Annotated in this window: 23 protein-coding genes; 14 read left to right on the top strand and 9 right to left on the bottom strand. The window is 60.6% G+C overall.

The annotated features are described in order from the left end of the window. Positions 1-19 precede the first annotated feature (19 nt). From AC1RLZ_RS30245 to AC1RLZ_RS30215, 7 genes are all read right to left on the bottom strand, one after another. Entirely contained in the window at positions 20-748 is a 729-nt protein-coding gene (locus tag AC1RLZ_RS30245; RefSeq protein WP_371422496.1) for an ABC transporter ATP-binding protein, read from the bottom strand. Then, on the bottom strand, positions 748-1,515 hold the full coding sequence (locus AC1RLZ_RS30240) for an ABC transporter ATP-binding protein (protein WP_493191693.1): 768 nt from the start codon (positions 1,513-1,515) through the stop codon (positions 748-750). The genes AC1RLZ_RS30245 and AC1RLZ_RS30240 overlap by 1 nt, the downstream gene beginning before the upstream one ends. Next, positions 1,512-3,410: an ABC transporter permease gene (locus AC1RLZ_RS30235; protein WP_493191692.1), complete on the bottom strand. Its 1,899-nt coding sequence runs from the start codon at positions 3,408-3,410 to the stop codon at positions 1,512-1,514. Before AC1RLZ_RS30235 ends, AC1RLZ_RS30240 begins: the two co-directional genes overlap by 4 nt. A gap of 70 nt (positions 3,411-3,480) precedes the next feature. Beyond that, positions 3,481-4,701, bottom strand: coding sequence for an ABC transporter substrate-binding protein (locus tag AC1RLZ_RS30230; RefSeq protein ID WP_371422511.1), 1,221 nt, complete (start codon positions 4,699-4,701; stop codon positions 3,481-3,483). Between the two features lie 306 nt (positions 4,702-5,007). Next, complete coding sequence (locus AC1RLZ_RS30225; RefSeq protein ID WP_371422493.1) at positions 5,008-5,817, bottom strand: SDR family NAD(P)-dependent oxidoreductase; 810 nt, start codon at positions 5,815-5,817, stop codon at positions 5,008-5,010. Between the two features lie 52 nt (positions 5,818-5,869). Continuing rightward, the gene (locus tag AC1RLZ_RS30220; protein WP_493191691.1) at positions 5,870-6,658 is read right to left on the bottom strand and encodes an enoyl-CoA hydratase-related protein; all 789 of its coding nucleotides are present in this window, start codon (positions 6,656-6,658) and stop codon (positions 5,870-5,872) included. A 4-nt stretch (positions 6,659-6,662) separates the two neighbouring features. Beyond that, a complete protein-coding gene (locus AC1RLZ_RS30215; RefSeq protein ID WP_371422491.1) occupies positions 6,663-7,523 on the bottom strand; it encodes an alpha/beta fold hydrolase in 861 nt (286 codons plus the stop codon). 186 nt (positions 7,524-7,709) lie between these two features. Between AC1RLZ_RS30215 and AC1RLZ_RS30210 the strand changes: the two genes are divergently transcribed. Genes AC1RLZ_RS30210 through AC1RLZ_RS30200 form a run of 3 tightly spaced genes read left to right on the top strand, consistent with a single transcriptional unit; the run spans position 7,710 to position 10,259 of the window. Beyond that, positions 7,710-8,690, top strand: coding sequence for an ABC transporter substrate-binding protein (locus tag AC1RLZ_RS30210; RefSeq protein WP_493191690.1), 981 nt, complete (start codon positions 7,710-7,712; stop codon positions 8,688-8,690). A 46-nt stretch (positions 8,691-8,736) separates the two neighbouring features. After that, entirely contained in the window at positions 8,737-9,480 is a 744-nt protein-coding gene (locus AC1RLZ_RS30205; RefSeq protein WP_371422489.1) for an ABC transporter permease, read from the top strand. Further along, complete coding sequence (locus tag AC1RLZ_RS30200; protein WP_493191689.1) at positions 9,477-10,259, top strand: ABC transporter ATP-binding protein; 783 nt, start codon at positions 9,477-9,479, stop codon at positions 10,257-10,259. The genes AC1RLZ_RS30205 and AC1RLZ_RS30200 overlap by 4 nt, the downstream gene beginning before the upstream one ends. 128 nt (positions 10,260-10,387) lie before the next feature. Here AC1RLZ_RS30200 and AC1RLZ_RS30195 read toward each other — a convergent pair whose 3' ends face one another. Beyond that, the gene (locus tag AC1RLZ_RS30195; RefSeq protein ID WP_493191688.1) at positions 10,388-11,236 is read right to left on the bottom strand and encodes a cyclase family protein; all 849 of its coding nucleotides are present in this window, start codon (positions 11,234-11,236) and stop codon (positions 10,388-10,390) included. Between AC1RLZ_RS30195 and AC1RLZ_RS30190 the strand changes: the two genes are divergently transcribed. Continuing rightward, positions 11,235-11,561, top strand: a complete 327-nt coding sequence (locus AC1RLZ_RS30190) for a hypothetical protein (protein WP_493191687.1) — start codon at positions 11,235-11,237, stop codon at positions 11,559-11,561. The genes AC1RLZ_RS30195 and AC1RLZ_RS30190 overlap by 2 nt on opposite strands. Beyond that, positions 11,558-12,859: a nicotinate phosphoribosyltransferase gene (pncB, locus tag AC1RLZ_RS30185; protein ID WP_493191686.1), complete on the top strand. Its 1,302-nt coding sequence runs from the start codon at positions 11,558-11,560 to the stop codon at positions 12,857-12,859. The genes AC1RLZ_RS30190 and pncB overlap by 4 nt, the downstream gene beginning before the upstream one ends. Before the next feature lie 75 nt (positions 12,860-12,934). Here the strand turns inward: pncB and AC1RLZ_RS30180 are convergent, their stop codons facing one another. After that, positions 12,935-15,097, bottom strand: coding sequence for an acetate--CoA ligase family protein (locus AC1RLZ_RS30180; protein ID WP_371422484.1), 2,163 nt, complete (start codon positions 15,095-15,097; stop codon positions 12,935-12,937). A 187-nt stretch (positions 15,098-15,284) separates the two neighbouring features. Here AC1RLZ_RS30180 and AC1RLZ_RS30175 point away from each other — a divergent pair, with 187 nt between their 5' ends. The 9 genes from AC1RLZ_RS30175 to oxlT (AC1RLZ_RS30135) all read left to right on the top strand — a co-directional run bounded on the left by AC1RLZ_RS30175 (position 15,285) and on the right by oxlT (AC1RLZ_RS30135) (position 26,286). Further along, on the top strand, positions 15,285-16,016 hold the full coding sequence (locus AC1RLZ_RS30175; protein ID WP_371422483.1) for a GntR family transcriptional regulator: 732 nt from the start codon (positions 15,285-15,287) through the stop codon (positions 16,014-16,016). 84 nt (positions 16,017-16,100) lie between these two features. Beyond that, positions 16,101-17,840, top strand: a complete 1,740-nt coding sequence (gene oxc / locus AC1RLZ_RS30170) for an oxalyl-CoA decarboxylase (RefSeq protein WP_493191685.1) — start codon at positions 16,101-16,103, stop codon at positions 17,838-17,840. A gap of 81 nt (positions 17,841-17,921) precedes the next feature. Continuing rightward, entirely contained in the window at positions 17,922-19,199 is a 1,278-nt protein-coding gene (frc, locus tag AC1RLZ_RS30165; protein ID WP_493191684.1) for a formyl-CoA transferase, read from the top strand. Positions 19,200-19,430: 231 nt separating this feature from the next. After that, entirely contained in the window at positions 19,431-19,568 is a 138-nt protein-coding gene (locus AC1RLZ_RS30160) for a hypothetical protein (RefSeq protein ID WP_371420571.1), read from the top strand. Between the two features lie 499 nt (positions 19,569-20,067). Then, a complete protein-coding gene (locus AC1RLZ_RS30155; RefSeq protein WP_493191683.1) occupies positions 20,068-21,081 on the top strand; it encodes a Bug family tripartite tricarboxylate transporter substrate binding protein in 1,014 nt (337 codons plus the stop codon). A 103-nt stretch (positions 21,082-21,184) separates the two neighbouring features. Next, positions 21,185-21,682, top strand: coding sequence for a tripartite tricarboxylate transporter TctB family protein (locus AC1RLZ_RS30150; protein ID WP_493191682.1), 498 nt, complete (start codon positions 21,185-21,187; stop codon positions 21,680-21,682). A gap of 57 nt (positions 21,683-21,739) precedes the next feature. Then, on the top strand, positions 21,740-23,245 hold the full coding sequence (locus AC1RLZ_RS30145; protein WP_371420568.1) for a tripartite tricarboxylate transporter permease: 1,506 nt from the start codon (positions 21,740-21,742) through the stop codon (positions 23,243-23,245). 209 nt (positions 23,246-23,454) lie between these two features. Next, a complete protein-coding gene (oxlT, locus tag AC1RLZ_RS30140) occupies positions 23,455-24,744 on the top strand; it encodes an oxalate/formate MFS antiporter (RefSeq protein WP_493191681.1) in 1,290 nt (429 codons plus the stop codon). Between the two features lie 237 nt (positions 24,745-24,981). Beyond that, positions 24,982-26,286, top strand: a complete 1,305-nt coding sequence (gene oxlT, locus AC1RLZ_RS30135) for an oxalate/formate MFS antiporter (RefSeq protein ID WP_493191680.1) — start codon at positions 24,982-24,984, stop codon at positions 26,284-26,286. Positions 26,287-26,428 lie beyond the last annotated feature (142 nt).

Below are 26,428 nucleotides of genomic sequence, written 5' to 3'. Positions count from 1 at the left end.
ACAGTTGAAGTTTTGGTCGTTACACCGTCAAATAAGCCCGCTGAATGTCAATATTCTCCGCCAGTTCGGCCATGGTGCCATTCCATTGGATCTGGCCCTTTTCGAGGACATAGGCCCTGTCCGAGACCAGTTCGGCGAAATGCACATTCTGCTCCGACAGCAGGATCGACACTCCGGCCTTCTTGAGTTCGAGAATGGTGTTGGCCATCAGTTCGACAATCAGCGGGGCCACCCCTTCGGACGGTTCATCGAGCAGGATCAGCAGCGGATTGCCCATCAGCGTCCGCGCGACCGTGAGCATCTGCTGCTCGCCGCCGCTCATCCGCCCGCCCGGCCGGTTCGGCATTTCGCCGAGATTGGGAAACAGCGCCAGCAGCTTCTCCTCGGTCCAGACCGGCGCCGGCACGCCGTCGCTGAACTTGCGCGGTGGCTGACGGCCGATATCGAGATTTTCCAGCACCGTCAGATCGGAGAAGATGCGGCGGTCTTCCGGGGTGAAGCCAAGGCCAAGTCGCGCGATCTCGTAAGGCTGTCTTCCGGAAATATCGTGGCCGTCGAACCGGATCTTCCCGGAGGACTGCGCCATCAGGCCCATGATCGCCTTCATGGTCGTCGTCTTGCCGGCGCCGTTGCGGCCCATCAGTGCCACCACTTCGCCGCGCCCGACCTGCAGGCTGAGATCATAGAGGATCTGCGCAGCACCATAGGACGCGCCGAGATTATCGACGGAGAGCATCGGAGTACTCATCAATGAGCCTCCGATTTCTGGAAGGTCTTGCCGGTACCGAAATACACTTCCCTCACCTGCGGATTGTCGCGGATCGACTTGGCGTCGCCATCGGCGATCAGGCGTCCGCGCGCCAACACAATGATGCGGTCGGCAAAGGCAAACACCACATCCATCGAATGTTCGGTGAACAAGACGGAGATGCCCTTCTCGATCACCAGACGCTTGACCAGCGCGATCAGGTCGTTGCGCTCCCTGGGCGCCATGCCGGCCGTCGGCTCGTCCATCAGCAGCAGCCTTGGATCGTTGGCGAGCGCAATGGCAAGCTCGACACGCTTGACGTCGCCATAAGCCAGTTCACGGCTCGGCCGATCGGCGGCGTCCTGCATGCCGACCTGGGCCAACAGTTCGAGAGCACGTTCGCGGTGCAGCGAGGATGCCGGCTTCCACAGCCGATAGACCTCATTGGCATGGGAGATCAGCGCCATCTGCACATTCTCGATAACGGTCATCGAGTTGAAGGTGGCGGCGACCTGAAAGGTACGACCGATACCAAGGCGCCAGATGTCACGTGGCTTCTTGCCATTGAGCTTGGCGCCTTCGAACCAGATCTCGCCGGAATCCGGCGGCAGCTGGCCGTTGATCATGTTGAAGCAGGTTGACTTACCGGCACCGTTGGGACCGATCAGCGCGAGAAACTCACCGCGCTTGATGTCGAACGAGACCTCATTGACGGCACGAACGCCGCCGAAGGATTTCGACAGGGAGCGAATGGCGAGGTCGCTCATGATGCGGCCTTTGATGTTGTTTTGCCGCGCGAGATCAGTTTGACGAAGCCGCCGACGATGCCGCTCGGGAAGGCGAGTACCAGCAGCAGGATGATGCCGCCGAGCAATGCGCGCCAGTACTCCGTGGAACGCATCATGAAATCCTGCAGCACCGCATAGACCGACGCACCGACGATCGGGCCGGTCAGCGTCTGGATGCCGCCCAGCAGCACCATCACCAGACCGTCAATCGAGCGGCTGACGCCGATGGTCTCCGGCGAGATCGATCCCTTGGCAAAAGCGAACAGCCCACCGGCAATGCCGCAGACTGCGCCGGCAATGGCGAAAGCGAGCCAGTGGACGCGCTTGACGTCGAGACCGATAGCTTCGGCGCGCAGCGGGGAGTCGCGCCCTGCCCTCATCGCGTAACCGAATGGCGCAAACAGGAATTTACGGAGCAACAACACGCCGAGTGCGGCCAGAGCGAGTGTCAGGAAATAGAATGCCTCACGGCTGTCGAACGGCGCGGATGGCCAGACGCCGAGCACGCCGTTGGAGCCACCGGTGAGTGTTTCCCACTGGAACACGGCCGCCCAGACGATCTGGGCAAAGGCGAGTGTGAGCATTGCGAGATAGACGCCGGATAGTCGCACGGCGAACCAGCCGAACAACAATGCTCCGACCAACGCCAGGACGGGAGCCGCAGCCAGCGCCAGCCCCATCGGGGCAGCAAACCATTTCACCAGCAACGCAGCGCCGTAGGCACCTAGCCCGAAATAGGCCGCATGGCCAAACGAATGCATGCCGCCCGGCCCCATGATGAAATGCAGGCTGGTGGCGAACAGCACGGCGATCAAGACGTCGATGCCGAGCACGAGCGTATAGGGCGAGCTCTTGGCGATGAGCGGCAGGCAGACCAGAACGACAAGCAGGATCAGGCCCGCAATCTTCGTGGCTGGCGTCGCGGGACGCAGCGGCTCTTCAGGCTCAGCCACGCTGCGCACAGCCACCTGCTCCCGACCGAGCAGTCCGTAAGGGCGCGCGATCAGCACGGCCGCCATGACGAGGAATTCCGCAACCAGGGTGAGCTTCGAGAAGTTCACCGTAAAGCCGCCGAAGTTGACGATGCCGAGGCCAATGCACAGCGCCTTCACCTCGGCGATGATGACCGCCGCAAGATAGGCGCCCGAGATCGAGCCCATGCCGCCAACCACAACGACGACGAAGGCGTCGCCGATGACGATCAGATCCGTCGCCAGTGTTGCGGGCTCGCGCGCGATCTGCAGCGCGCCGCCGAGACCAGCGAGCAGCGCGCCAAGCGCGAACACGCCGGTGAACAGCATGGCCTGATTGACGCCGAGCGCGCCAACCATCTCTCGATCCTGCGTGGCCGCGCGCATCAAGCGGCCGAAGCGGGTCTTGGCCAGCGCCAGATGCAGCATCCAGAGCACGAACGGGCCGACGAAGATCAGGAAGATGTCGTAAGTAGGCAGCCGGCGACCGAGCACCTCGATGGAGCCGGTCAGGCCTGGCGCGCGCGGCCCGAGTAGATCCTCGGGGCCCCAGATCCAGAGTGTCGCGTCGTTGATAACCAGCACCAATGCGAAAGTGGCAAGCAGCTGGAACAGTTCGGGCGCCCTGTAGATTCTGCGCAAGAGCAGGATCTCGATGGCTGCACCAATCAGGGCCACCAGCAAAGCGGTCAGAACAATGCCGCCCCAGAAGCCGACGGCACCGCCGACCTTGGTGGCGATGCTGTAGGCGATGTAGGTCCCGATCATATAGAGGGACCCATGCGCGATATTGACGATCCGGGTGACGCCGAAGATCAGCGACAACCCGGCGGCCACGAAGAACAGGCCGGACGCAGCGGATAGACCGTTCAGCGCCTGAAACAGAAACGCGTTGAAACTCATCGGAGGAATCCCCCTCCCCGCAATGGGTGCGCGGGGAGAGTATCAACGGCGATCATCGTCGTGCTTCCTGTTACTCGGTCGCGGGACGGAGCTTCTTCACTTCGGCGTCGCTGGGCAGCACCGTTGCACCATCGACATATTTGAAATCGCTCATGGTGCCCTTGCCGCCTTCAAGCGCGATCTTGCCGACATAAGCCCCCATCGTCGCCTGGTGATCGCTGGCGCGATACATGAATGGACCGAACGGGCTGTCGAGTTTCAGACCTTCGAAGGCAGCGATCAGCTTGTCGGTGTCGGTCGACCCTGCCTTGGCGATACCGGCTGCCAGCGACGTCATGGTCACATAGCCGACGATCGAACCGAGGCGCGGATAGTCATTGTACTTCTTCTGATAGGCTGACAGGAAGGCGGTGTATTCCGGGGTCTTGATCTTGTCCCAGGGATAGCCGGTGACGATCCAGCCGACAGGCGCTTCTTCCTTCACCGGATCGAGATATTCAGGTTCGCCCGACAGCAGGCTCACGACGGTGCGGTCCTTGAACACGCCGCGCGTGGTGCCCTCGCGTACAAGCTTGGAGAAGTCGGCGCCAAACAGCACGTTGAAGATCGCATCGGGCTTCGCATCATCGATCGCCTGCACGACGGCACCGGCGTCGACCTTGCCGAGCGGCGGCGCCTGTTCGGTGACGAATTCGACGTCCGGCTGTTGCGCCTTCAGCATTTCCTTGAAGGTCGCGACCGCGGCCTGGCCGTATTCGAAATTCGGATAGACCAGCGCCCAGCGCTTCTTCTTCGCGGCAACTGCGGCCGGCATCAGCATAGCAACCTGCATATAGGTCGTAGCGCGCAAGCGGAATGTATACTTGTTGCCGTTCTGCCAGGTGATCTTGTCGGTCAGCGGCTCGGCAGCGAGGAAGAACACTTTCTTCTTGCCCGCGAACTCCGTCACCGCAAGCCCGATATGCGACAAGAACGTGCCGGCGATGATGTTGACGCCCTCACGCGTCACCAGTTCGTCCGCCACACGCACCGCATCACCCGGCGTCGAGCCATCGTCGCGCGAGATCACTTCGAGCTTCTTGCCGAGCACGCCGCCCTTGGCATTGATCTGTTCGATCGCCAGCTCCCAGCCCTTCTTGTAGGGATCGAGGAACGCGGTCTGTGTCTTGTAGCTGTTGAGCTCACCGATCTTGATCGTGTCCTGCGCGAACGCCGCATGGCCGAACGAGAACGTCAGCGCGCCGGCCATTGTGCCGGCAATCGCGAGTGAGTGAAGGGAACGAGCCGTCATCATGATCGAACTCCGTTGTGATCGACGTTTGCGATAGAAAGTGATTCTCGCCGAAGCCTTCGCAAGAAACGGATCAACCGTTCGCCCTTGCGTCGCTTGCAGCCCCGTGTTTGCAACGCGAATTAGTTTGTACGCAAATAGTCCGGCGCACCCTCTTTGTTGTCAAGGCCGGTCTTGGTGCAACATGCCTAGCACATCGCCGAAGTTTTGATCATCCGATGTCAGCCGATACGCGCGCATCTGCGACCGAATTTCGCAGAGCCGCGCGGCAGCGATATTCCGCCGCCGCGCGTTCCATTTTGTCGACTACCGGTCGCGGAAGCGATCCATCAGTGCTTTGTCCTGACCGCCATCGATTTCGATCATGGTGCCGTTGGCCATCTGCACCAGAGGCGACGCGAGCATAACGACCAGGTTTGCAACTTCCTCGACTTCGGCGATGCGTCCGAGCGGGATCGAGTCCGGCGCCAGCTTGTCGGCTTCCTCGTAGGAAATCTTCATATCGCGCGACATGGCGTTGACGAGGCCAGCCCAACGCTCGGTGCGGACCGGACCTGGATTGACGGCGCAGAACGAGATGTTGTGACGACCATACTGGCCGGCGAGCGACAGGGTCATGTTCTGACCGGCGGCGTTCGCCGCACCCGGCGCGATTTCCCAATAGGACGGCTTGACGCCGTCATTGCCGATCAGGTTGACGACACGGCCGCCGCCCTGCTTGACCATGATCGGCAGCGCGTAGCGCAGGCAGCGGACATAGCCCATGAATTTGAGCTGCAGCGCCTGCTCCCAGTCGGCTTCGGTGAGCGTCTCGATGACGCCGCCCGGTGCCGAACCGGCATTGTTGATCATGATGTCGACGCTGCCGAGCTCCTTGGCAGCCTTCTCGACGAAGTTCTTGGCGTCGGCGTCCTTGGTGAGATCGGCTGATATCGCGACCACTGTCACGCCGTAGGCGTTCCTGATCTCTTCGGCGGTCTTTTCCAGCGGCTCCATGCGGCGGGCGCAGATGGCGACATTGACGCCTTCCTTGGCCAGCGTCATGGCAATCGCCTTGCCGATACCTTCGCTGCCGCCGGTGACGAGAGCGCATTTGCCTTTGAGTTGGAGATCCATGTGCGTGTCCTTCTGAGGTTGGCGAAAGTGGAAACGAAAATTCGTCGGTGGATCAGCTTCCCGTAAAGCGCGGGGGTCGTTTCTCGGCAAAGGCCTTGCGGCCTTCGGCGTAGTCGGCGCTGGCGTCGGCCGCGGCATAGAACTGTTCGGCTTCAGCCAGGAGTTCGGCATTGTTCGTGCTCAGTGCACGAATGGCAGCCTTGGCCGCCTTGATCGTCAGCGGCGCATTGCCGGCGACCTTCCTTGCAAGCGCGCCAGCCAGCGTTTCAATGTCAGCCTTCGGCGCAATGACATGCACCGCGCCCAGCGCATGAGCGCGCATTGCGGGCAGACGATCCGCCGTGAACAATACCTGCCGCGTTGCGCCGGCGCCGAACACGCGAATGAAACGCGCGATGCCACGCGGATCGTAGCCCAGACCAAGCCTGGCTGCAGGTACCGCGAAGAAGGCGTCATCCGCAGCGACGCGCATGTCGCAACTCGCCGCGACGGATGAGCCGGCGCCCATGCAACCGCCGAAGATCATTCCAATGGTCGGCTGCGGGATCGCCTCGATCGCCAGGCAGGTATTCTCGACGAGGTCGTCATAAGCGCGCGCGTTGCCCTCGCCTGATCGGGCCGTCGCGAAATCCGAGATATCCGCACCGGCGGAGAACATCAGCTCGCCCTCGCCGCGGATAACCACGACGCGGACATCCTTGCGCGTGGCAACCTCGCTAGCAAAGACGGCGATCTTGTTCCACATCACCGTGGAGATGGCGTTACGCCGGGCCGGATTGGCGAGACGCAGCGTCGCGATCCCGTCCGCAATATCGATGATGATATCGCCGGGCATGCTCATCGCATCACGCCGCTGGCTTGTGTGACATCCAGCGACCGGACTCGGCCGCCGGGAAAAGCTCAGCAAGCGCCGCATTGAAGGCCGCGGGCTCTTCGCTGGTGATGGTATGGCCGGCACGCGGCAATACCAGGAGACCTGCTGTCGGCACCGTGCGCTTGAGGAAAATGCTGGGATCGAGGCACCAGTCGTCCTCGTCACCGACGATGATCAGCAGGGGCGGCGTGAACTTCTCAAGCTGCGGCTTCATCTCCCACAGCATCGGGCGCTTGGCCTGCAGCTCGCGCATGGTCAGGGCATGACCGACCGGCGAATGATCGGCCAGCATCCGCGCGAATTCGGCAAAACCGCGCGGGTCCTTGTTCTTATGCGTCTGGCGCGTCGCACCATCGGCGTAACGCGCCGCAGCAATCGGAAAATCGACAGTCTCGAACATCTTCGCGGTTTCGCGCGAGGCTGCACGGCCCTGCTCCACAAAGGCAGGATCCGGACTGGAGCCATAGCCGCAGCTCGCAGCCGTTACCGACAAACAACGACCGGGATAGTGAATGCCCACATGCAGCGCGGTAGACGCGCCCATGGAATGGCCGACGATATGCGCCTTGTCGATGCCAAGTGCATCCATCAGCGCAATGACGTCGTCGCGCGCGATGTCTTGGCCGTACCGCGCAGGATCGGTTGGTACATCCGATGGCGGATAGCCGCGCTGACTATAGGTGACGCAACGATAGGAGCGCGAGAAGTAACGAAGTTGCGGCTCCCAGGTGCGGTAATCTCCCGCATATTCATGGACGAAAACCACAGGACTCCCGGTGCCGACTTCCTCATAATAGAGTTGCGTCCCGTCGGGCGTCGTCACGTGCGGCATCAAAGCCTCCTGCAGTCAGAGCAGATTTCATTTGCACACAAACGAAATGCTAGTAGCGTTATTTCTCGACTGCAAGAGGATTTAGTGGATTCAATTTTGGCATATCATTTGCTTACAAACGAATATCGCACCGCCGCATAAACCGATCGAAAAGCCACGCGCCACAACGTTTCTTGAGGAGATGTCATGACCGGACTTTCGCGACGAGCCTTCACAATGGGCACCGCTGCTACGCTGATGAGCACCGCGCTCACAACAAGCTCGCAGGCGCAGGCGCCGACAAAACTCCGCGTGGGTAGTCTGACACTTCCGGTCTTCGCACCGATCATCGTCAACATCATGAAGGCGCAGAAGTTCGATACCAAGAACGGTTTCGAGGCAGAGGTTCAGGTCTACCCTTCTTTCTCCGCTTATTATGCGGGCCTCGCCACCGGCGAAATCGACACGCTGATCGGCGGCCCCACCTACTTCCAGAAGCTGCGCCTCGAAGGCGTGCCGCTGCAAATCGTCGCAACCGGCGCAACGCTCGCCGATCTCGTCATCATCACCAAGGACCCTGCCATCAAGTCGCTCGCCGACCTGAAAGGCAAGCAACTCGCTGCCGACATGGGCAGCGGGCAATTCCAGATCCTGTCGATCTACGCAAAATCCAGGAAGATGGACCTCGCCAAGGACATGACATTGGTGAACGCCAACTTCGCGGTAGCCCGTGCGCAGCTTGCCGCCGGCCGCGTGGATGCCGCGATGATCATCGAGCCGATCGCCACCATGATGATGAAGGACGATCCGTCGCTGAAGATCATCTTCAACGCCAATGACGGATGGAAGGAGATCGCGGGCACCACCGGCTGGGAGCTGGTCTACGCCATGCGCGAGGACACCATCAAGAAAGCCCCGGACGCGCCGAAGAAGTTTGTCGCCGCCCTGGCCGATGTCACCAAATATCTGCGCAGCGATCCCGATGGCGCCGACAAGATCGCGGTCGAAACTGTCAAACTGCCGCCTGGCATCCTGAAGGAAGCCGTGCTCGCCAAGCGCTGGGACTTCGACGCCAAGCCGGCTTGGGGCGCCACCGAACGCAAGAGCATCTGGGATACGTTCGAGCGCGCGGTCGCCGCCGGCTTCCATCCCAAACTACCTGACGAAGCGATCATCTATGCCCCCTGACGAGGCCCGCACTGCCACGCCGTTCGAGGAGCCCCGGCGGAGCCTGATGATATCCAGTCTACCGCGCGAGACGATCATATCGATCGTGCTCTTCGCAGCGGTCTGGCAGGTCATGTCCTATCTGGCGCCGTCGCTGGGTATCCCCGCTTTCGCGATCCCGGGCCTCGGCCGCATCGCACAGAGCCTGACCAAGATCACCCCACTCGACGTCGCGGTGACGCTCGGCCGCGTGCTGCTGTCGCTGGTCGTGTCCTTCGTCATCGGACTGCTGGTGGCAGTGCTGATGTATCTCTCGGACGGCGTCGAGAAATATCTGCGCCCGATGGTGCGTATCCTGATGGCCGTGCCAGTGGTCTCCTGGATCCTGTTCGCGGTGCTGTGGTTCAAGGGCGTCGAATTCCGCATCGTCTTCGTGCTGGTCGTGGTCTGCGCCCCGGTCTTCACCGTCGATGCCCTCGACAACATGCGAGAGGTCTCACGCGACCTGAAGCAGATGATCCGCTCCTTCCGGCCGACGCCCTTGCAATTCTTTCACAAGCTGATGCTGCCGGCGATCACACCGGGGATCATCACGAGCTGGAAGATCACCCTCAGCCTCGCCATTCGCGTCGTCACCATCGCCGAACTGGTCGGCGCCGTGACCGGCATCGGGCATCAGCTTTCGGTCGCCCAGGAACTGTTCTCGGTGGCCGACGTGTTTGCCTGGACCCTGGTACTGGTCGTGCTGCTGTTCCTCCTCGAAGCATTGCTTGTCAGGCTCGAAACTCACATATTGCGGTGGCGGGCATGACCGGAGCTTCAGCGCCTATCGAGATCGCGCAGTTGCGCAAGGTGTTTCGCCAGACCACCTCCGGCCAGTCGATCACGGCCATCAACCAACTGTCGCTGCGGATCGAACCCGGTGAACTCATCGCCATCGTGGGCAAGACCGGCTGCGGTAAGTCGACTTTGTTCGATCTGCTTATCGGACTCGAACATCCCACTGCCGGCAGCATCACCATCGGCGGCAAGACGCCCTATGACGACTTCAACGCCTTCCGCGGCAAGATCGCGACGATCTTCCAGCAGGACCGCCTGTTTCCGTGGCGCTCCGCACTCGACAACGTCAAGCTCCCGCTCGAACTGATCGGCCTCGCCGAGGATATTCAGCACGAACGCGCCATGACCTGGCTGAAGCGTCTGGGTCTGGAGAACTTCGCCAATGCCTATCCGCGCGAACTTTCCGGCGGCATGCGGCAACGCGTGGCCATCGCACGCGCCTTTGCCGTGCAGCCGGAAATTCTGCTGGCGGATGAATCCTTCAGCGCACTCGATGAAGTCACCGCCAACGAGCTGCGGAAAACGTTTGTCGAACTGGCACGGGAATTCAAATCCACCGCGATCCTGATTACGCATCAGCTTGAAGAAGCCATGGCCGTGGGCGACCGCATTGTTGTGTTCGGCAAGTCGGCGGCGCTTTTGGCGGACGTGCGAATGTCGGACTGGGATCGTGCGGACTATCCCCTGCTCCGCGAGGCGATTCAGAATACGCTGCAGGCAAACGCGCCAGATGCGAGACTGAGGCGCTAGACAACGATGCACCGACCTCTCACGTCATGCCCGGGCGTGTCCCGGGCATCCCACGACTTGGCCGCTAGTCCAGACGGACGTGGATGGCCAGGACGAGCCCGGCCACGACGGTGTGGACCTAAACTACATCACCCCATGATCGCCTTGGCGGCATTGCCCATGGCTTCCACCGAGGCATCGCCCGTATCCGTGAAGCACAGGATACGGCACGGGCATGACTCGAGTCCGTCATAGCGCCACGGGAAGGCGCCGATCAGGCAGCGCTGGTTCAGCATCAGCTCGATGTCGCCGCCGATATTCTCCCCATGCAGCAGGCCTTCCTGGAAGGCGTAGTTGTGGAACGGAAACATGTCGGCAGAGACATGCCGGCCCGAGAGCTTGTGCGTGTATTCGAAAGTGCCGAAGAATTCAGCCGGCGTCTTGCCATGCTTCTTGGTGAACTGCGCGGCGATGTCGGGGCGCATATTGCGAATCGAGGTGTTCATCGAGTGGTCGCAGGAGCCGGTGTCCATGCCGAACCACTTGATCTTCTTCTCCAGCATCCAGTGCAGCGTGTCGAGGTTCGGGCCTGGGTGGTAGCAGAAATACTTCACCAGATCCTGCTGCGCCTGCCCTTCGTAATATTTATGCCAGCCGGTGTGCAGGATTAGAATGTCACCTTCGCGAATATCCGCGCCGGACTTGTCGAGCATCTCCGGTGTGATCACCGCCCAGTCATGCATCTGGCTTGAGATGTCGACCACCACGCCGCGATTGAACAAATAGTCCAGCGGCAGCGAGGCCATGTCGCCCTTGCGGCCGTCGGTGGCGTGCATGGCGCCGTCGAAATGGGTGCCGGCATGCAGCGCCGTCTCGATCCGCTGCGCCACGATCATCTGCGTCTGCAGGTTCTGCGCATAATACATCTTGTTGCCGGCATAGCCGACCCAGCCGGGCGTGTGGATGTTCATGACGTGGGAGAGATCGACGACTTTCATGGTGCTGTCCTTCATCGTTTCGGGGCGCCCACCGGCAGGTGGAAATCGTAAGCATGCAAACAATTCTGCGCAATGCCCGCAGATGCAGGATCAGGGCCAGAAGCAGATCGGCAAACGCCGGGCTACCGCGACAATCCTGATTGTGAAAGCGCCGTTCAGCGCTTGCGTTGACATCGATAAACCCGGCGGATACGCCAATTTAATGAACTGCTGCAAAGACAGCGTCAGCGATGTGGCCCCTGCCGCTTCGGTGCGGGTGCCGCATGGCGGCACTTTACGAGGAGTGCCTGGATCAGGCACGTTACCAGGAGTGGCGCTGCCATGATGGATTTCGCCACCCGGGTCCACAATCACAACTACCGGCTTGATCCGATCATCCGGTCGCTGCTGGACACGGACTTCTACAAATTCCTGATGCACCAGTTCATCTGGATGCTTTATCCGAAGGTGCCTGTGACCTTCGGCCTGATCAACCGGACCAAGACCGTCCGCCTCGCCGAGATCATTCCGGAAGCGGTGCTGCGCGCCCAGCTCGATCATGCCCGCACGCTTTCATTCCGGGAGAACGAACTGATCTGGCTGGCTGGCAACCGCTTCTACGGACGCCGCGACATCTTCCGCCCCGAATATATCGAATATCTGCGCAGCTTCAGGTTGCCCGACTACAAGCTTGAGACCATCGATGGTCAATATGTCCTCACCTTCGAAGGTGACTGGGCCGAAGTCACGATGTGGGAGATCTACGCCCTCGCCATCGTCAGCGAGTTACGGTCGCGGATCGCCATGGCCACGCTGGACAAGTTCGAGCTGGATATCCTCTACGCCCAGACCAAGACCAAGATCTGGAACAAGATCAAGAAGCTGAAATCCTATCCGGACATGCGGCTCGCGGAGTTCGGCACCCGCCGCCGTCACGGCTTCCTGTGGCAGGAATGGGTGACGGATGCGATGGCCAACGAACTTGGCCGCAGCTTCGTCGGCACCTCCAATGCCCTGCTCGCCTTCAAGCATTCATTCGAGGCCATCGGCACCAATTCGCATGAACTGCCGATGGTCTTCGCCTGTCTCGCCGAAAACGACGAACAGTTGAAGACCGCACAATATGACGTGCTGGCGAAATGGCAGGAGGTCTATGACGGCGAGCTCTTGATCATCCTGCCCGACACATTCGGCATGACGCAGTTCCTGCGTGACGCGCCGCCCTGGGCTTCGAAATGGACCGGCATGCGCATGGACAGCAAGGAGCCGGTTGCGGCGGGCGAAGAAGTGATCGCCTGGTATGCCATGCGCGGCGAGGACCCCCGCAAGAAGCGCGCAATGTTCAGCGACGGCCTCGAAGTCGACCTGATGATTGACCTGCATCAGCGCTTCCGCGGCCGCATCCGCGAGAGCTTCGGCTGGGGCACCATGGCCACCAACGACTTTCGCGGCGCCCATCCGCGCGGGCTCGACTCGCTCGACCCGATCAGCCTAGTCTGCAAGGTCACCTATGCCAACGGTCGCTCGGCGGTAAAGCTGTCGGACAATCCCGCCAAGACCACCGGCAGCAGCCCTGCGGAGATCGAACGCTATCTGCGCATCTTCGGCCGTGAAGGTGTCGCCGAGCAGCCGGTGATCGTCTAATCCAAAACTCCAAACGCAAAAAAGCGCCGCCCGGTTTCCCGGACGGCGCTTTGTTTTTGCGTATCGGAACGCCGCTTACAGCAGCCCCGCTCCGCGCGCCCACTTGTACTTGGCGCCGAGCACCTCGACCGGCAATTCGGTCGAATAGGCGTAAGCCGGAATGCCGTTCTGGTAGAGATATTCGGCGGCCTCCTCGACTTCGACATCGCCCGCGAGCGAAGCAACCATCGGCTTCTCGATGCCCTTGGCCTTCATCTCGTTCTTGATCTCGACCATGTTGCGCGCGAACACCATCGGCGGCGTCACGATCGTATGCCAGTAGCCGAGGATCAGCGAGTGGATGCGATCATCGGTGAGACCGAGCTTCACGGTGTTGACATAGGTGATCGGCGGTTCGCCACCGGTGATGTCGACCGGATTGCCGGCGGCACCGAACGGCGGAATGAACTTGCGGAACGCCGCATCCAGATCCGGCGGCATCGCCATCAACGACATGCCGTTATCGACCACTGCGTCGGAGAGCAGCACGCCCGACCCACCGGCACCGGTGATGATCAGCACGTTCTCGCCCTTCGGCGTTGGCAGCACCGGAATGCCACGCGCGAATTCAAGCAACTGACGCAGCGAGCGGGCGCGAATGACGCCCGACTGCTTCAGCACGTCCTCGTAGATCTTGTCGTTACCGGCAAGCGCACCGGTATGCGACGAGGCTGCCTTGGCGCCGGCCGAGGTGCGGCCAGCCTTGAGCACGACGACCGGCTTCTTCTTGGAAACGCGCTTGGCAGCTTCCGCGAAGGCACGGCCGTCCTTCAGATCCTCGCAGTGCTGCGCGATGATCGTGGTGTTCGGATCCTGTTCGAAGAAGGCGAGCAGATCGTCCTCGTCGATATCCGACTTGTTGCCGAGACCGACGATGGCCGACACGCCCATCTTGGCCGAGCGCGAGAAGCCGATGATCGCCATACCGATGCCGCCGGACTGCGACGACAGGGCTGCCGAGCCCTTTACATCGTAAGCCGTACAGAACGTCGCGCAGAGATTGGCCGGCGTGTAATAGAAGCCATAGATGTTCGGCCCCATCAGACGGACGTCGTATTTCTTGCCGATCTCGACGATCTCTTCCTGCAGTGCCGGCTCGTTGGCTTCGGCGAAGCCCGACGGGATCAGCACCGCGCCTGGAATCTTCTTCTCTCCGCACTCGATCAGGGCACCGGCGACGAACTTGGCGGGGATCGCGAACACCGCGGTGTCGATCACGCCCGGCACGTCCTTGACGCTCTTATAGGCCTTGCGGCCCATGATCTCTTCGGCCTTCGGATGGATCGGGTAGATGTCGCCCTTGTAGCCACCGTTGATGAGGTTCTTCATCACCGAATTGCCGATCTTGCCATCTTCGGCGGAGGCGCCGATCACGGCAACGGCCTTCGGCATCATGATGCGGTTCATTGCCGTGACGATTTCGGCGTTGGAGCGCGGCGCCGGGCGCGGCTTGTAGTCGAAATCGACGACAATGCGCACGTCGGCGGCAATGGCGTCCTTCTTGGTGGCGAAGACCGGGTTGAGATCGAGCTCGACCATTTCGGGGAAGTCGCTGACGAGCTGCGATACCTTGACGATGATGTCGGCCAGCGCCTCGCGGTTGGCGGGATCGCCGCCGCGCACGCCGTGCAGCATCTCGGCGGCCTGAATGCCATCGAGCATCGACAGCGCGTCTTCATTGGTGGCGGGCGCGAGACGGAAGGTGACATCCTTCAGCACTTCGACCAGCACGCCGCCGAGGCCAAAGGCCACCAGCTTGCCAAACGAACCGTCGGTGATCGAGCCGATGATCACTTCGGTGCCGCCCATCAGCATCTGCTGAACCTGGATACCTTCTATCTTGGCATCGGCCTTGTACTTCTTGGCATTGGCCAAAATGGTGTCGTAAGCTTTCTGCGCGTCTTCAGCGGTCTTCACACCGACGATAACGCCGCCCGCTTCGGTCTTGTGGAGAATGTCCGGCGAGACGATCTTCATGACGACCGGAAAGCCCATGCTGCTTGCCATCTTGGCAGCATCAGCGGCTGAGGTGGCCACGCCTTCTTTCGGCACGGGAATGCCATATGCGTCACACACAAGCTTGCCCTCGGGGGCGGTCAGGCTGGTGCGCTTGTCGGCTTTGACCGCATCGAGAACTTTGCGGACGGCCTGTTTCGCCGATGGTGCAGCTTCTTTGACGGCAAGATTCGATTGGGACATGGCTTCCTCCTTCACGTCTTTTCCAATAGACGGATTGATGGCATTTGGTATGCCAGAAACTTGATTGTCAAGGCGCGTTGCAGCGCAAAATTGCTGAAACAGCTGTCATCTTGACACGGTGGCATCTGGTATGCCAAAAATTCTCGATGTTATTTCTGTGGTAGGACGTCTCGACTGGAGATGATTCATGCCCACGCAAAAACAACCCAAGGCGCCGTCCGTCATGTCTGAAGCCGATATCGCGATCGTTCGGATTGCACCGGAGACCAGCTTCAAGACCAAGGCCTATGAAGCCTTGAAAGAAGCCATTCTCAAGATGGACATCTACACCTCGCCCGATCCGGTGATGCTCGACGAGCGCGCCTTGTCGGAACGATTGGGCGTCAGCCGCACGCCGATCCGCGAAGCCATTGCGATGCTGGAGCAGGATGGCTTCGTAAAGACCGTGCCACGCCGCGGCATCGTCGTTGTCCGCAAGACCAAGGTCGAGATCGTCGACATGATCCGCGCCTGGGCGGCGCTGGAAAGCATGGCCGCACGTCTGATCACGACCACCGCGCGCAAGAAGGATATCTCGGCGCTGCGCGACTTCTTCAAGGACTTCAACAAGGACCGTCTGCCACAGGACCACGTTGAGGAATATTCGAAGGCCAATATCGCTTTCCACCAGGCGCTGATCTCGCTCAGCGAGTCGCCAGTGCTGGTCGATATGACCAACGATATCCTGCTGCATGTGCGCGGCTATCGTCAGCTCACCATCGGACGCACTGATCGTACCGCGACGTCCCTGCCCGAGCATCTGGCTATCATCGAAGCGCTCGAGGAGCGCAACACCGAGCTCGCGGAAAAGCGCGCGCGCGATCACACGCTGGGTCTGGCTGCATATGTCGAAGCCCATGGCCAGGAACTGTTTACCTAGGCGCCGTCAAACGACGGTTCACCACTCGCACCACGTCCAATTGAGCAACGACCAACCGTCACAAGAAAAGTCAGGGAGAGCGGGATGTCCGCAGTAGTCCAGAGCATCGATACCCACGAAGCCGCCGAGCAGGAGCTGACCGATGGCTTCCATCTGATCATCGATGCCCTCAAGCTCAATGGCCTCAACACGATCTATGGCGTGCCGGGCATTCCGATTACCGACTTCGGCCGCATGGCGCAGGCCGAGGGCATCCGGGTGCTGTCGTTCCGTCACGAACAGGCCGCCGGCTATGCCGCATCGATCGCCGGCTATCTCACCAAGAAGCCAGGCGTCTGTTTGACCGTGTCGGCTCCCGGCTTTCTCAACGGCCTCACGGCGCTGGCCCACGCCACCACCAACTGCTTCCCGATGATCCTGATCTCCGGCTCGTCCGAGCGCGAAATCGTCGACCTGCAGCAGGGCGACTATGAGGAAATGGATCAGCTCGCGATCGCCAAGCCGCTTTGTAAAGCCGCGTTCCGCGTACTGCATGCGGCCGACATCGGCATCGGCCTTGCGCGCGCGATCCGCGCCGCGGTGTCCGGCCGTCCCGGCGGCGTCTATCTCGATCTGCCGGCCAAGCTGTTCGGTCAGGTGATGAACGCCGAAGCCGGCAAGAAGTCGCTCGTGAAGGTGATCGACGCCGCACCGGCGCAGATCCCTGCCCCGGATTCGATCAAGCGCGCCCTCGACGTGCTGAAATCTGCCAAGAAGCCGCTGATCATCCTTGGCAAGGGTGCAGCCTATGCGCAGGCCGATGATGCCGTGAAGGCACTCGTCGAGACATCCGGCGTTCCGTTCCTGCCCATGAGCATGGCAAAGGGGCTACTCCCTGACACGCATCCGCAATGCGCGGGCGCTGCGCGCTCCACCGTGCTGAAGGACTCGGACGTCGTCATGCTGATCGGCGCACGCCTCAACTGGCTGCTGTCGCACGGCAAGGGCAAGGCCTGGGGCAGCGCGCCCAAGAAGTTCATCCAGATCGACATCGAGCCGAAGGAAATGGATTCCAACGTCGAGATCGTCGCTCCTGTTGTCGGCGATATCGGCTCCTGCGTTACTGCTTTGCTCGATGGCATGGGCAAGAGCTGGCAGAAGGCATCGTCCGACTGGACATCAGCAGTCACCACGAAGCGCGATGAGAACGTCGCGAAGATGGCGCCGAAGCTGATGAACAATAACTCGCCGATGGATTACCACGGCGCGCTCGGCGTTCTCCGCACCATCATCGCCGAACGGCCCGACGCAATGCTCGTCAACGAAGGCGCCAACACCCTCGATCTCGCCCGCGGCATCGTCGACATGTATCAGCCGCGCAAGCGCATCGATGTCGGCACCTGGGGCATCATGGGCATCGGCATGGGCTATTGCATCGCTGCCGCTGTCGAGACCGGCAAGCCGGTACTGGCGATCGAAGGCGACAGCGCATTCGGTTTCTCCGGCATGGAGGTGGAGACCATCTGCCGCTACAATCTGCCGGTCTGCATCGTCGTCTTCAACAATGACGGCATCTATCGCGGCACTGACGTCAATCCGACCGGCGGCCCGGACGTTGCGCCCACCGTCTTCGTCAAGGGCTCGCGCTACGACAAGATGATGGAAGCCTTCGGCGGCGTTGGCGTGAACGCAACCTCGCCCGACGAACTCAAGCGCGCCGTGAATGCGGCGATGGATTCCGGCAAGCCGACGCTCATCAATGCGGTGATCGATCCGGCGGCCGGCAGCGAGAGTGGCCGTATCGGTAACCTCAATCCGCAGAGCGTGCTCAGCAAGAAGAAATAACACCGCATCAGGCGGGGTCGCGAGACCCCGTCTCCTTTTCTCATATGCCGAGGCGGCAAAACTAGTTACGGGAGCAAAACAATGACACAGGCGCTCAAAGGCGTTCGCATTCTGGATTTCACCCACGTCCAATCCGGGCCGACCTGCACGCAGTTGCTGGCATGGTTCGGCGCCGACGTGATCAAGGTCGAACGCCCCGGCGTCGGCGACATCACGCGCGGCCAGCTTCAGGACGTGCCGAATGTGGACAGCCTGTATTTCACCATGCTGAACCATAACAAGCGTTCGATCACCCTCGACACCAAGAACCCGAAGGGCAAGGAAGTCCTCACCGCGTTGATGAAAGAGTGCGACGTGCTGGTCGAGAACTTCGGACCGGGCGTGCTCGATCGCATGGGCTTCCCGTTCGAGAAGATCCAGCAGATCAACCCGAAGATGATCGTTGCCTCCATCAAGGGCTTCGGTCCCGGCCCCTATGAGGACTGCAAGGTCTATGAGAACGTCGCGCAGTGCACCGGCGGCGCGGCTTCCACTACCGGCTTCCGCGATGGCCTGCCGCTTGTCACCGGCGCACAGATCGGCGACAGCGGCACCGGCCTGCATCTCGCCCTCGGCATCGTCACTGCGCTCTATCAGCGCACGCAGACCGGCAAGGGTCAGAAGGTCACCGCCGCGATGCAGGACGGCGTGCTGAATCTTGCGCGCGTCAAGCTGCGCGACCAGCAGCGCCTCGCCCATGGCCCGCTCAAGGAATACAGCCAGTTCGGCGAAGGCATTCCGTTCGGCGATGCCGTGCCCCGCGCCGGCAACGACTCCGGCGGTGGCCAGCCCGGCCGCATCCTGAAGTGCAAGGGCTGGGAAACCGACCCGAACGCCTACATCTACTTCATCACCCAGGCGCCGGTGTGGGAGAAGATCTGCGACGTGATCGGCGAACCGACCTGGAAGACCGACCCGGCCTATGCCAAGCCGGCGGTGCGCCTGCCCAAGCTCAACGCGATCTTCGCGCGGATCGAGCAGTGGACGATGACCAAGACCAAGTTCGAGGCGATGGAAATCCTCAACAAGGATGACATCCCCTGCGGCCCGATCCTGTCCATGAAGGAGCTCGCCGAGGACCAGTCGCTGCGCGCCACCGGTACCGTGGTCGAGGTCGATCACCCCGAGCGCGGCAAGTATCTGTCGGTTGGTAATCCGATTAAGCTATCGGAAAGCCCCACCGAAGTGACCCGCTCGCCCCTGCTCGGCGAACATACCGACGAAATCCTCAAGCAGGTGCTGGGCTTCAGCGATCATCAGGTCGCTGAAATCCACGACTCCGGCGCTCTGGACCCGCCGCGCAAGGTCGCCGCTGAGTAATTTCAGAAGTAATTTCAGATCATTACATGCGAAAGGCCGCCGATTGGCGGCCTTTTTCATTGAGGAGAGCCAGCGCGGAACTTTAATAAGAAAATCAAATCGATACATATCGCACTGCAAAATCATCATACTGCTATGCAAACAAGACAATTGTCCTTGGCATCTGGTATACGTAAATTGATCCCAGATGAGGCGCCAAGACGGGGCGACCTCAAGCAAAGGATCAAAATCATGTCGAAGACTGCTTCGCTCGGCCTCGCTTCCTCCACCAGCTTCTTCGCCCGCTTCATGGCCTCGCTCGATCGCGCGTTGATGGCCAGCGCACGCATCTCGGCGCGCAACGGCGACCTGCCCCGCTTCGGCCTGTAAGACCGCACTTCGCTACTTCCGCGCGGCTGTTTCCGTGCAAAAATCTCTGCGTTCCTCCCGACGACTGGCCCCGGATTTCCGGGGCCGTTTTTTTTGTTTGTGTAGTTGCATCGCAGCGACGTCTTGCACTCCCTGCGACATTTCAGCCTCCCCGGCTTTTAACGGCTCTAATCGCTTGCCGCTTGGCATATCGCATACCAAAATGCGCGAACGGTAATGCTTCACGTTTGAACAGAAAGCATACCTGGGGAGGACAAAGGCTTAGCTGCCCTCGCGGGCGTGCGATGCCGTGCGCGCTATGACAAAGCGATCCAGACCCACTCATCCTTTTTGCAGGCGAGCCGTTTCGAGGCTCGACAGTCTGGCGTGCGCATATGGCGCGCGCAAGGCCGTGTTTGCACAGCTGCAGCCAGGACATTCGAAGGAAGACCCGACCACGCACTGACGATTTCAAAGTCGACGAACGATCGACGCTATCAAAACGAATGGGAGAGAAACAATGAAACGCTTAGGTTCTTGTCTCACGCTGGCCACTGCTGCATCCATTCTCTGTCTGGGGGCGTCTCTCCCGGCATCTGCTGCATGGGAGCCAGCGCGCCCGGTCGAATTGATCGTTCCTGCGGGCACAGGCGGCGGCGCCGACCAGATGGCGCGCACCATTCAGGGCATCATCACCAAGCACAGCCTGATGAAGCAGCCGCTCGTTGTCATCAACAAGTCGGGCGGCGCCGGCGGTGAAGGCTTCCTCGATGTGAAGTCAGCGAACAACAATCCGCACAAGATCATCATCACCCTCTCGAACCTGTTCACGACCCCGCTCGCCACCGGCATTCCCTTCAACTGGAAGGACCTCACCCCGGTCGCCATGCTGGCGCTCGACGAGTTCGTGCTGTGGGTGAATGCCGACAAGCCGTACAAGACGGTGAAAGACTATATCGACACAGTGAAAGCCGCGCCGGCCGGCACGATCAAGATGGGCGGCACCGGCTCGAAGCAGGAAGACCAGATCATCACGGTCGCGCTCGAGAAAGCCATCGGCAGCAAGTTCACCTACATTCCCTACAAAGGCGGCGGTGAAGTCGCAGTGCAGCTTGTTGGCCAGCACATCGATTCGACCGTGAACAACCCGATCGAGGCTGTGGCGCAGTGGCGCGGCGGCAAGGTGCGTCCGCTCTGCGTTTTCGACAGCAAGCCGATGGCCTATGACGAACAGGTTGCCGACGGCAAGGGCTGGAAAGACATTCCGACCTGCAAGTCGCAGGGGCTCGACATCGAGTATGTGATGTTGCGCGGCATCTTCATGGGGCCAAAAGCGACCAAGGATCAGATCGACTATTACGTCGAGCTGTTCAAGAAAGTCCGCGCGACGCCCGAGTGGCAGGACCTGATGAAGAGCGGCGCCTTCAATACGACCTTCATGACCGGTGGCGACTATGCGAGCTGGGTCGGCACTGAAGAGAAGCGCCACGAGACCCTGATGAAGGAAGCCGGCTTCCTCGCGCAAGGAAACTGAGCAAGGCAACTGACACAGGCGCCATGACGCCGGACCTGATCGCACATCAGGTCCGGCCTACATGGCACGCTGATCGACGCTGATCTCTCACACAGAGTTGTCCATGACCACGCAGCACACGAGCAACGCAGGCCCGTCCCACAAATCCGTCGAAGCGGGCGTCACCACTGTCATCGGCCTGTTCGGCGCCATCGTCGTCTATGGCAGCATCAAGGCCGGCATCAACTGGGGCGCGGAGGGTCCGAAGGCCGGGTTCTTCCCGTTCTATATCGGGCTGTTCATCATCATCTCCAGTCTGATCAATCTCTTGAATACACTGCGCGAGGACAACGGCAGCCTGTTCGCCGAATGGGGCCAGTTGCGCCAGGTCTTCAGTGTCGTCATTCCCACCGGCATCTATGTCGGCGTCCTGCCATTCATCGGCCTCTACGTGTCATCGCTGATTTTCATCGCATGGTTCATGCGTTGGCTCGGCAAATATAATTGGCCCATCATCGCGGCCATCTCTCTCGGCATGCCGGTCGTCACTTACCTGATCTTCGAACGCTGGTTTCTCGTGCCGCTTCCCAAAGGGCCGCTTGAGGATCTGCTTGGTCTCTGATTTCCGCGATCTCCCATTCCGTTGCGCCTGCCGGTCTCTTTCTGAGGACTACTCGACATGGAAGAAATTGCTAACCTGTTCCAGGGCTTTGCCGTCGCGCTGCAGCCGTTCAATATCGCGGTGATGGTCCTTGGTATCGTCCTCGGCGTGATCATCGGCGTGCTTCCCGGCCTTGGCGGTGCCAATGGCGTCGCGATTCTGCTGCCCCTCACCTTCAGCATGCCGCCGACATCGGCGATCATCATGCTGTCCTGCATCTATTGGGGCGCATTGTTCGGGGGCGCGATCACTTCGATCTTGTTCAACATCCCCGGAGAACCGTGGTCGGTGGCCACGACATTCGACGGCTATCCGATGGCGCAACAGGGCAAGGCCGCCGAATCGCTGACCGCCGCCTTCACCTCCTCCTTCGTCGGCGCGCTGTTCGCCGTCATCATGATCACTTTGGTGGCGCCGCTGGTCGCAGGCTTCGCCTTACGCTTCGGGCCCGCGGAGAAATTCGCGGTCTACTTCCTGGCATTCTGCAGTTTCGTCGGACTGAGTAAGGAGCCACCTTTCAAGACCATTGCGGCGATGATGATCGGCTTCGCCCTCGCCGCTGTCGGCCTCGATTCCATCACGGGACAACTGCGTCTCACCTTCGGCTCGACCGAACTCCTCAATGGTTTCGACTTCCTGATCGCGGTCATCGGCCTGTTCGGCCTCGGCGAAATCTTCCTCACCATGGAAGAAGGCCTGCGCTTCCAGGGCGGCAAGGCGAAGATCGATCTTCGCGTCGTGCTCCGCACCTGGATGAGTCTGCCGCAATACTGGATGACGTCACTGCGTTCCTGCATCATCGGTTGCTGGATGGGTGTCACCCCGGCAGGTGCGACACCAGCGTCGTTCATGAGTTACGGCATTGCCAAGCGCGTCTCCAAGAACGGCCACAACTTCGGCAAGGGTGAGATCGAAGGCGTCATCGCTCCGGAAACGGCCGCGCACGCCGCTGGCACCGCAGCCCTGCTGCCGATGCTCTCGCTCGGCGTCCCCGGTTCACCGACGGCCGCTGTGCTTCTTGGTGGTCTGCTGATCTGGGGCCTGCAGCCCGGTCCGATGCTGTTCGTCGAGCAAAAGGAGTTTGTCTGGGGCCTGATCGCTTCAATGTATCTCGGCAACCTTGTCGGCCTGATTATCGTACTGACCTGCGTACCGCTCTTCGCCGCGATCCTGCGGGTTCCGTTCAGCATTATCGCGCCACTCATCCTGGTGCTCTGCGCGATCGGCGCCTACTCCGTCCACAACTCGACCTTCGACGTGGTGATGATGCTGGTATTCGGTATCATCGGCTATGCACTGAAGAAGTGTAACTATCCCCTCGCCCCGCTGGTGCTGGCCATCGTGCTTGGTGACAAGGCCGAAGAAGCCTTCCGGCAGTCATTGCTGGGCTCACAGGGATCGCTCGGAATCTTCTTCTCGAACACGCTTGTCAGCAGCATCATGATACTCGGCCTGATCGCACTGTTCTGGTCGGTGATTCAGAGCGGCTTCACAAGGCTGCGTACTCGCGCTGCAACAGCGTAAGTAACAGTACAAATAACTGTTCAAACCCAAAAGCCGGCGGTCTGGACCGCCGGCTTCGTGCTGTCTTGTCGTTTGGCAGTACAGCATTGAGTCATGCGAAACTTGCAGCGGCAAATTGGCAAGATTTCGCTTGTTAGTTGGCATATCATATACCAAACTATCCTTCGCAGCTGTCGAGCTCTCAATAGAACAGCGCTTTAGGAGGAACTATGACTGATGCAGTTCACGGCGCGGCGCCTGCTGCCGCACTTGTCAGCGATGCTTACCGCTGGACACAACTTGCCATCGGCGTTGGCGCGATGGTGATGATCGCCAACTATCAATACGGCTGGACATTCTTCGTGCCCGACATCCAGAAGAAGTTCGGCTGGGATCGTGCATCGATCCAGTGGGCCTTCACCCTCTTCGTTTTATTCGAGACCTGGCTGGTTCCGGTCGAAGGATGGTTCGTCGATAAATACGGCCCGAAGATCGTCGTCCTCATCGGCGGCATTCTCTGCGGCATCGGCTGGGCGATCAACGCACAGGCGGAAACGCTCAACGGCTTCTATCTCGGCATGATCATCGCTGGCATCGGCGCTGGCGGCGTCTACGGCACCTGCGTCGGCAACGCGCTGAAATGGTTTCCCGACAAGCGCGGCCTCGCGGCTGGCATCACGGCTGCAGGCTTCGGTGCAGGCTCGGCTCTCACCGTCGCGCCGATCCAGGCCATGATCAAGGATTCCGGTTTCCAGACCACGTTTCTGTATTTCGGTCTCGGACAAGGCATCATCATCGTGATCCTGTCCTTCTTCCTGTTCGCGCCGAAGGCTGGACAGGTACCGGCGGTCACGCAAAACGCGAATATCATCCAGACCCGTCGCAACTACGCTCCGACGGAAGTGATCCGCCATCCGATCTTCTGGCTGATGTACTTCATGTTCGTGATCGTCGGTGCCGGCGGCCTGATGGTGACGGCGAACCTGAAGCCCATTGCGGCCGACTGGAAGATCGACAACGTGCCCGTCACGCTGATGGCGATGACGATGACCGCGGTCACTTTCGCGGCCACGATCGATCGCGTGCTCAACGGCCTGACACGTCCGTTCTTCGGCTGGATCTCCGACATGATCGGCCGCGAGAACACGATGTTCATCGCCTTCGGCATGGAAGGCATCGGCATCTGGGCCCTGTATATGTGGGGCCACGATCCGCTGTGGTTCGTGCTGTTGTCGGGCTTCGTGTTCTTCGCATGGGGCGAGATCTATTCGCTCTTCCCATCGACCTGCACCGACACGTTCGGCTCCAAATTCGCAACAACCAATGCCGGCCTGCTCTACACGGCCAAGGGAACGGCGGCACTTCTGGTGCCTGTCGCGAACTACATGCAGCAGTCGTCGGGCACGTGGGACAGCGTGTTCCTGATCGCAGCAGGCGCCAATATCCTCGCGTCGTTGCTGGCGATTGCGGTGCTGAAGCCATGGCGCAAGGTCGTCGTTGCCAAGGCCCTCGCGAGCTAGCAAAATCCGGAAAAACCGAACGAAAACAACGCGCTCAGCCCTGGCTGGGCGCGTTTTGCCTTGTCCGGCAATCCAGTGTCGCGCCAAGGCGTGATGACCGGCGCCAGGGAACAGTCAAGTTCGGCTTGCATCCTGGAATATAATATACCAGTCTCCCCAAAAGCGACGCTTGCGGCAATAAGCCACAGCATTCGTGACATTAAGTCGCGATCAAGAGGCGCGCTCGGAGGAATCCCAATGTCTCATACCGACTCGACGACCGCCCCCAACTCCAGCTTCCGCTGGATCCAGCTCGTGATGGGCATCGTCTGCATGGCGATGATCGCCAACCTGCAATACGGATGGACGCTGTTCGTCGATCCCATCGATGCCAAGTATCACTGGGGTCGCGCCGCGATCCAGCTTGCCTTCACCCTGTTCGTCGTTGTCGAGACATGGCTGGTGCCGGTCGAAGCCTGGTTTGTCGACAAATACGGCCCCCGCGTCGTCATCATGTTCGGCGGAATCATGATCACCCTCGCCTGGGTGCTGAACTCCTATGCGGACTCGCTGGTGCTGCTCTATGCGGGCGCCATCGTCGGTGGCATCGGCGCCGGTTCGGTCTATGGCACCTGTGTCGGCAACGCGCTGAAGTGGTTCCCAGATCGCCGCGGCCTCGCCGCCGGAGCGACAGCAGCAGGCTTCGGCGCGGGCGCTGCGATTACTGTTGTGCCGATCGCGCATATGATTGCCGAGAGCGGCTATCAGCATGCATTCTTTACCTTCGGCGTCGGCCAGGGCCTGATTGTTTTCGTGCTCGCCTTCTTCATGCGCCCGCCTCTGCAGGCTGTGCCGGTGAAGCGGAAACAGCTCAATCTGCCGCAGACCAAGACGGACTTCACGCCGCCGCAAGTGCTGCGCAGCCCGATTTTCTGGATCATGTATCTGGTCTTCGTCATGGTCGCCGCCGGTGGCTTGATGACCGCAGCGCAGATCGCGCCGATCGCGCACGACTACAAGATTGCCAATGTGCCGGTCAGTCTCGCCGGCTTCGAGATGGCAGCGCTCACTTTCGCAATCTCGCTCGACCGCATCTTCGACGGCTTCGGCCGCCCGCTGTTCGGCTGGTTGTCCGATCAGATCGGCCGTGAACACACCATGTTCATCGCCTTCGGCACCGCTGCACTGATGCTGTTGACGCTATCGTCCTATGGCCACAACCCGCTCGTCTTCGTGCTGGCGACGGCCGTCTACTTCGGCGTGTTCGGCGAGATCTACAGCCTGTTCCCGGCAACATCGGGCGATACGTTTGGTGCCAAATACGCCACGACAAATAACGGCATGCTCTACACAGCGAAGGGCACGGCGGCGTTGCTGGTGCCGCTCGCGAGCCTGATCGCAGCACGCTACGGATGGCAGGCCGTGTTTGTGGTCGCCGTTGCGCTCAATGCGACCGCAGCGCTGCTCGCTTTGTTCGTCATCAAACCCATGCGACGCGCATTCATTCTGGGAAGCGAGCGAGTGGTGCCGGAAACGGCAGCACAGAGCGCCAAGATCGCCTGATCGATCGAGGCCTGTTCAGGCTTGCAGGGGCGCATGAGAGTGCGCCTGGCGCATGAGAGTGCGCCCCTCAGACCGCTGACAAAGTCCTCGCCAATGGCGGGGACTTTTGATTCACTGGGTCATGCTTCGCAAACCCTCGCCG

This window comes from Tardiphaga sp. GW822-FHT04G09 (assembly GCF_058800725.1).
Note: the sequence above shows the minus strand (reverse complement) of the source record. Positions and strands in the feature narration are given on the sequence as shown.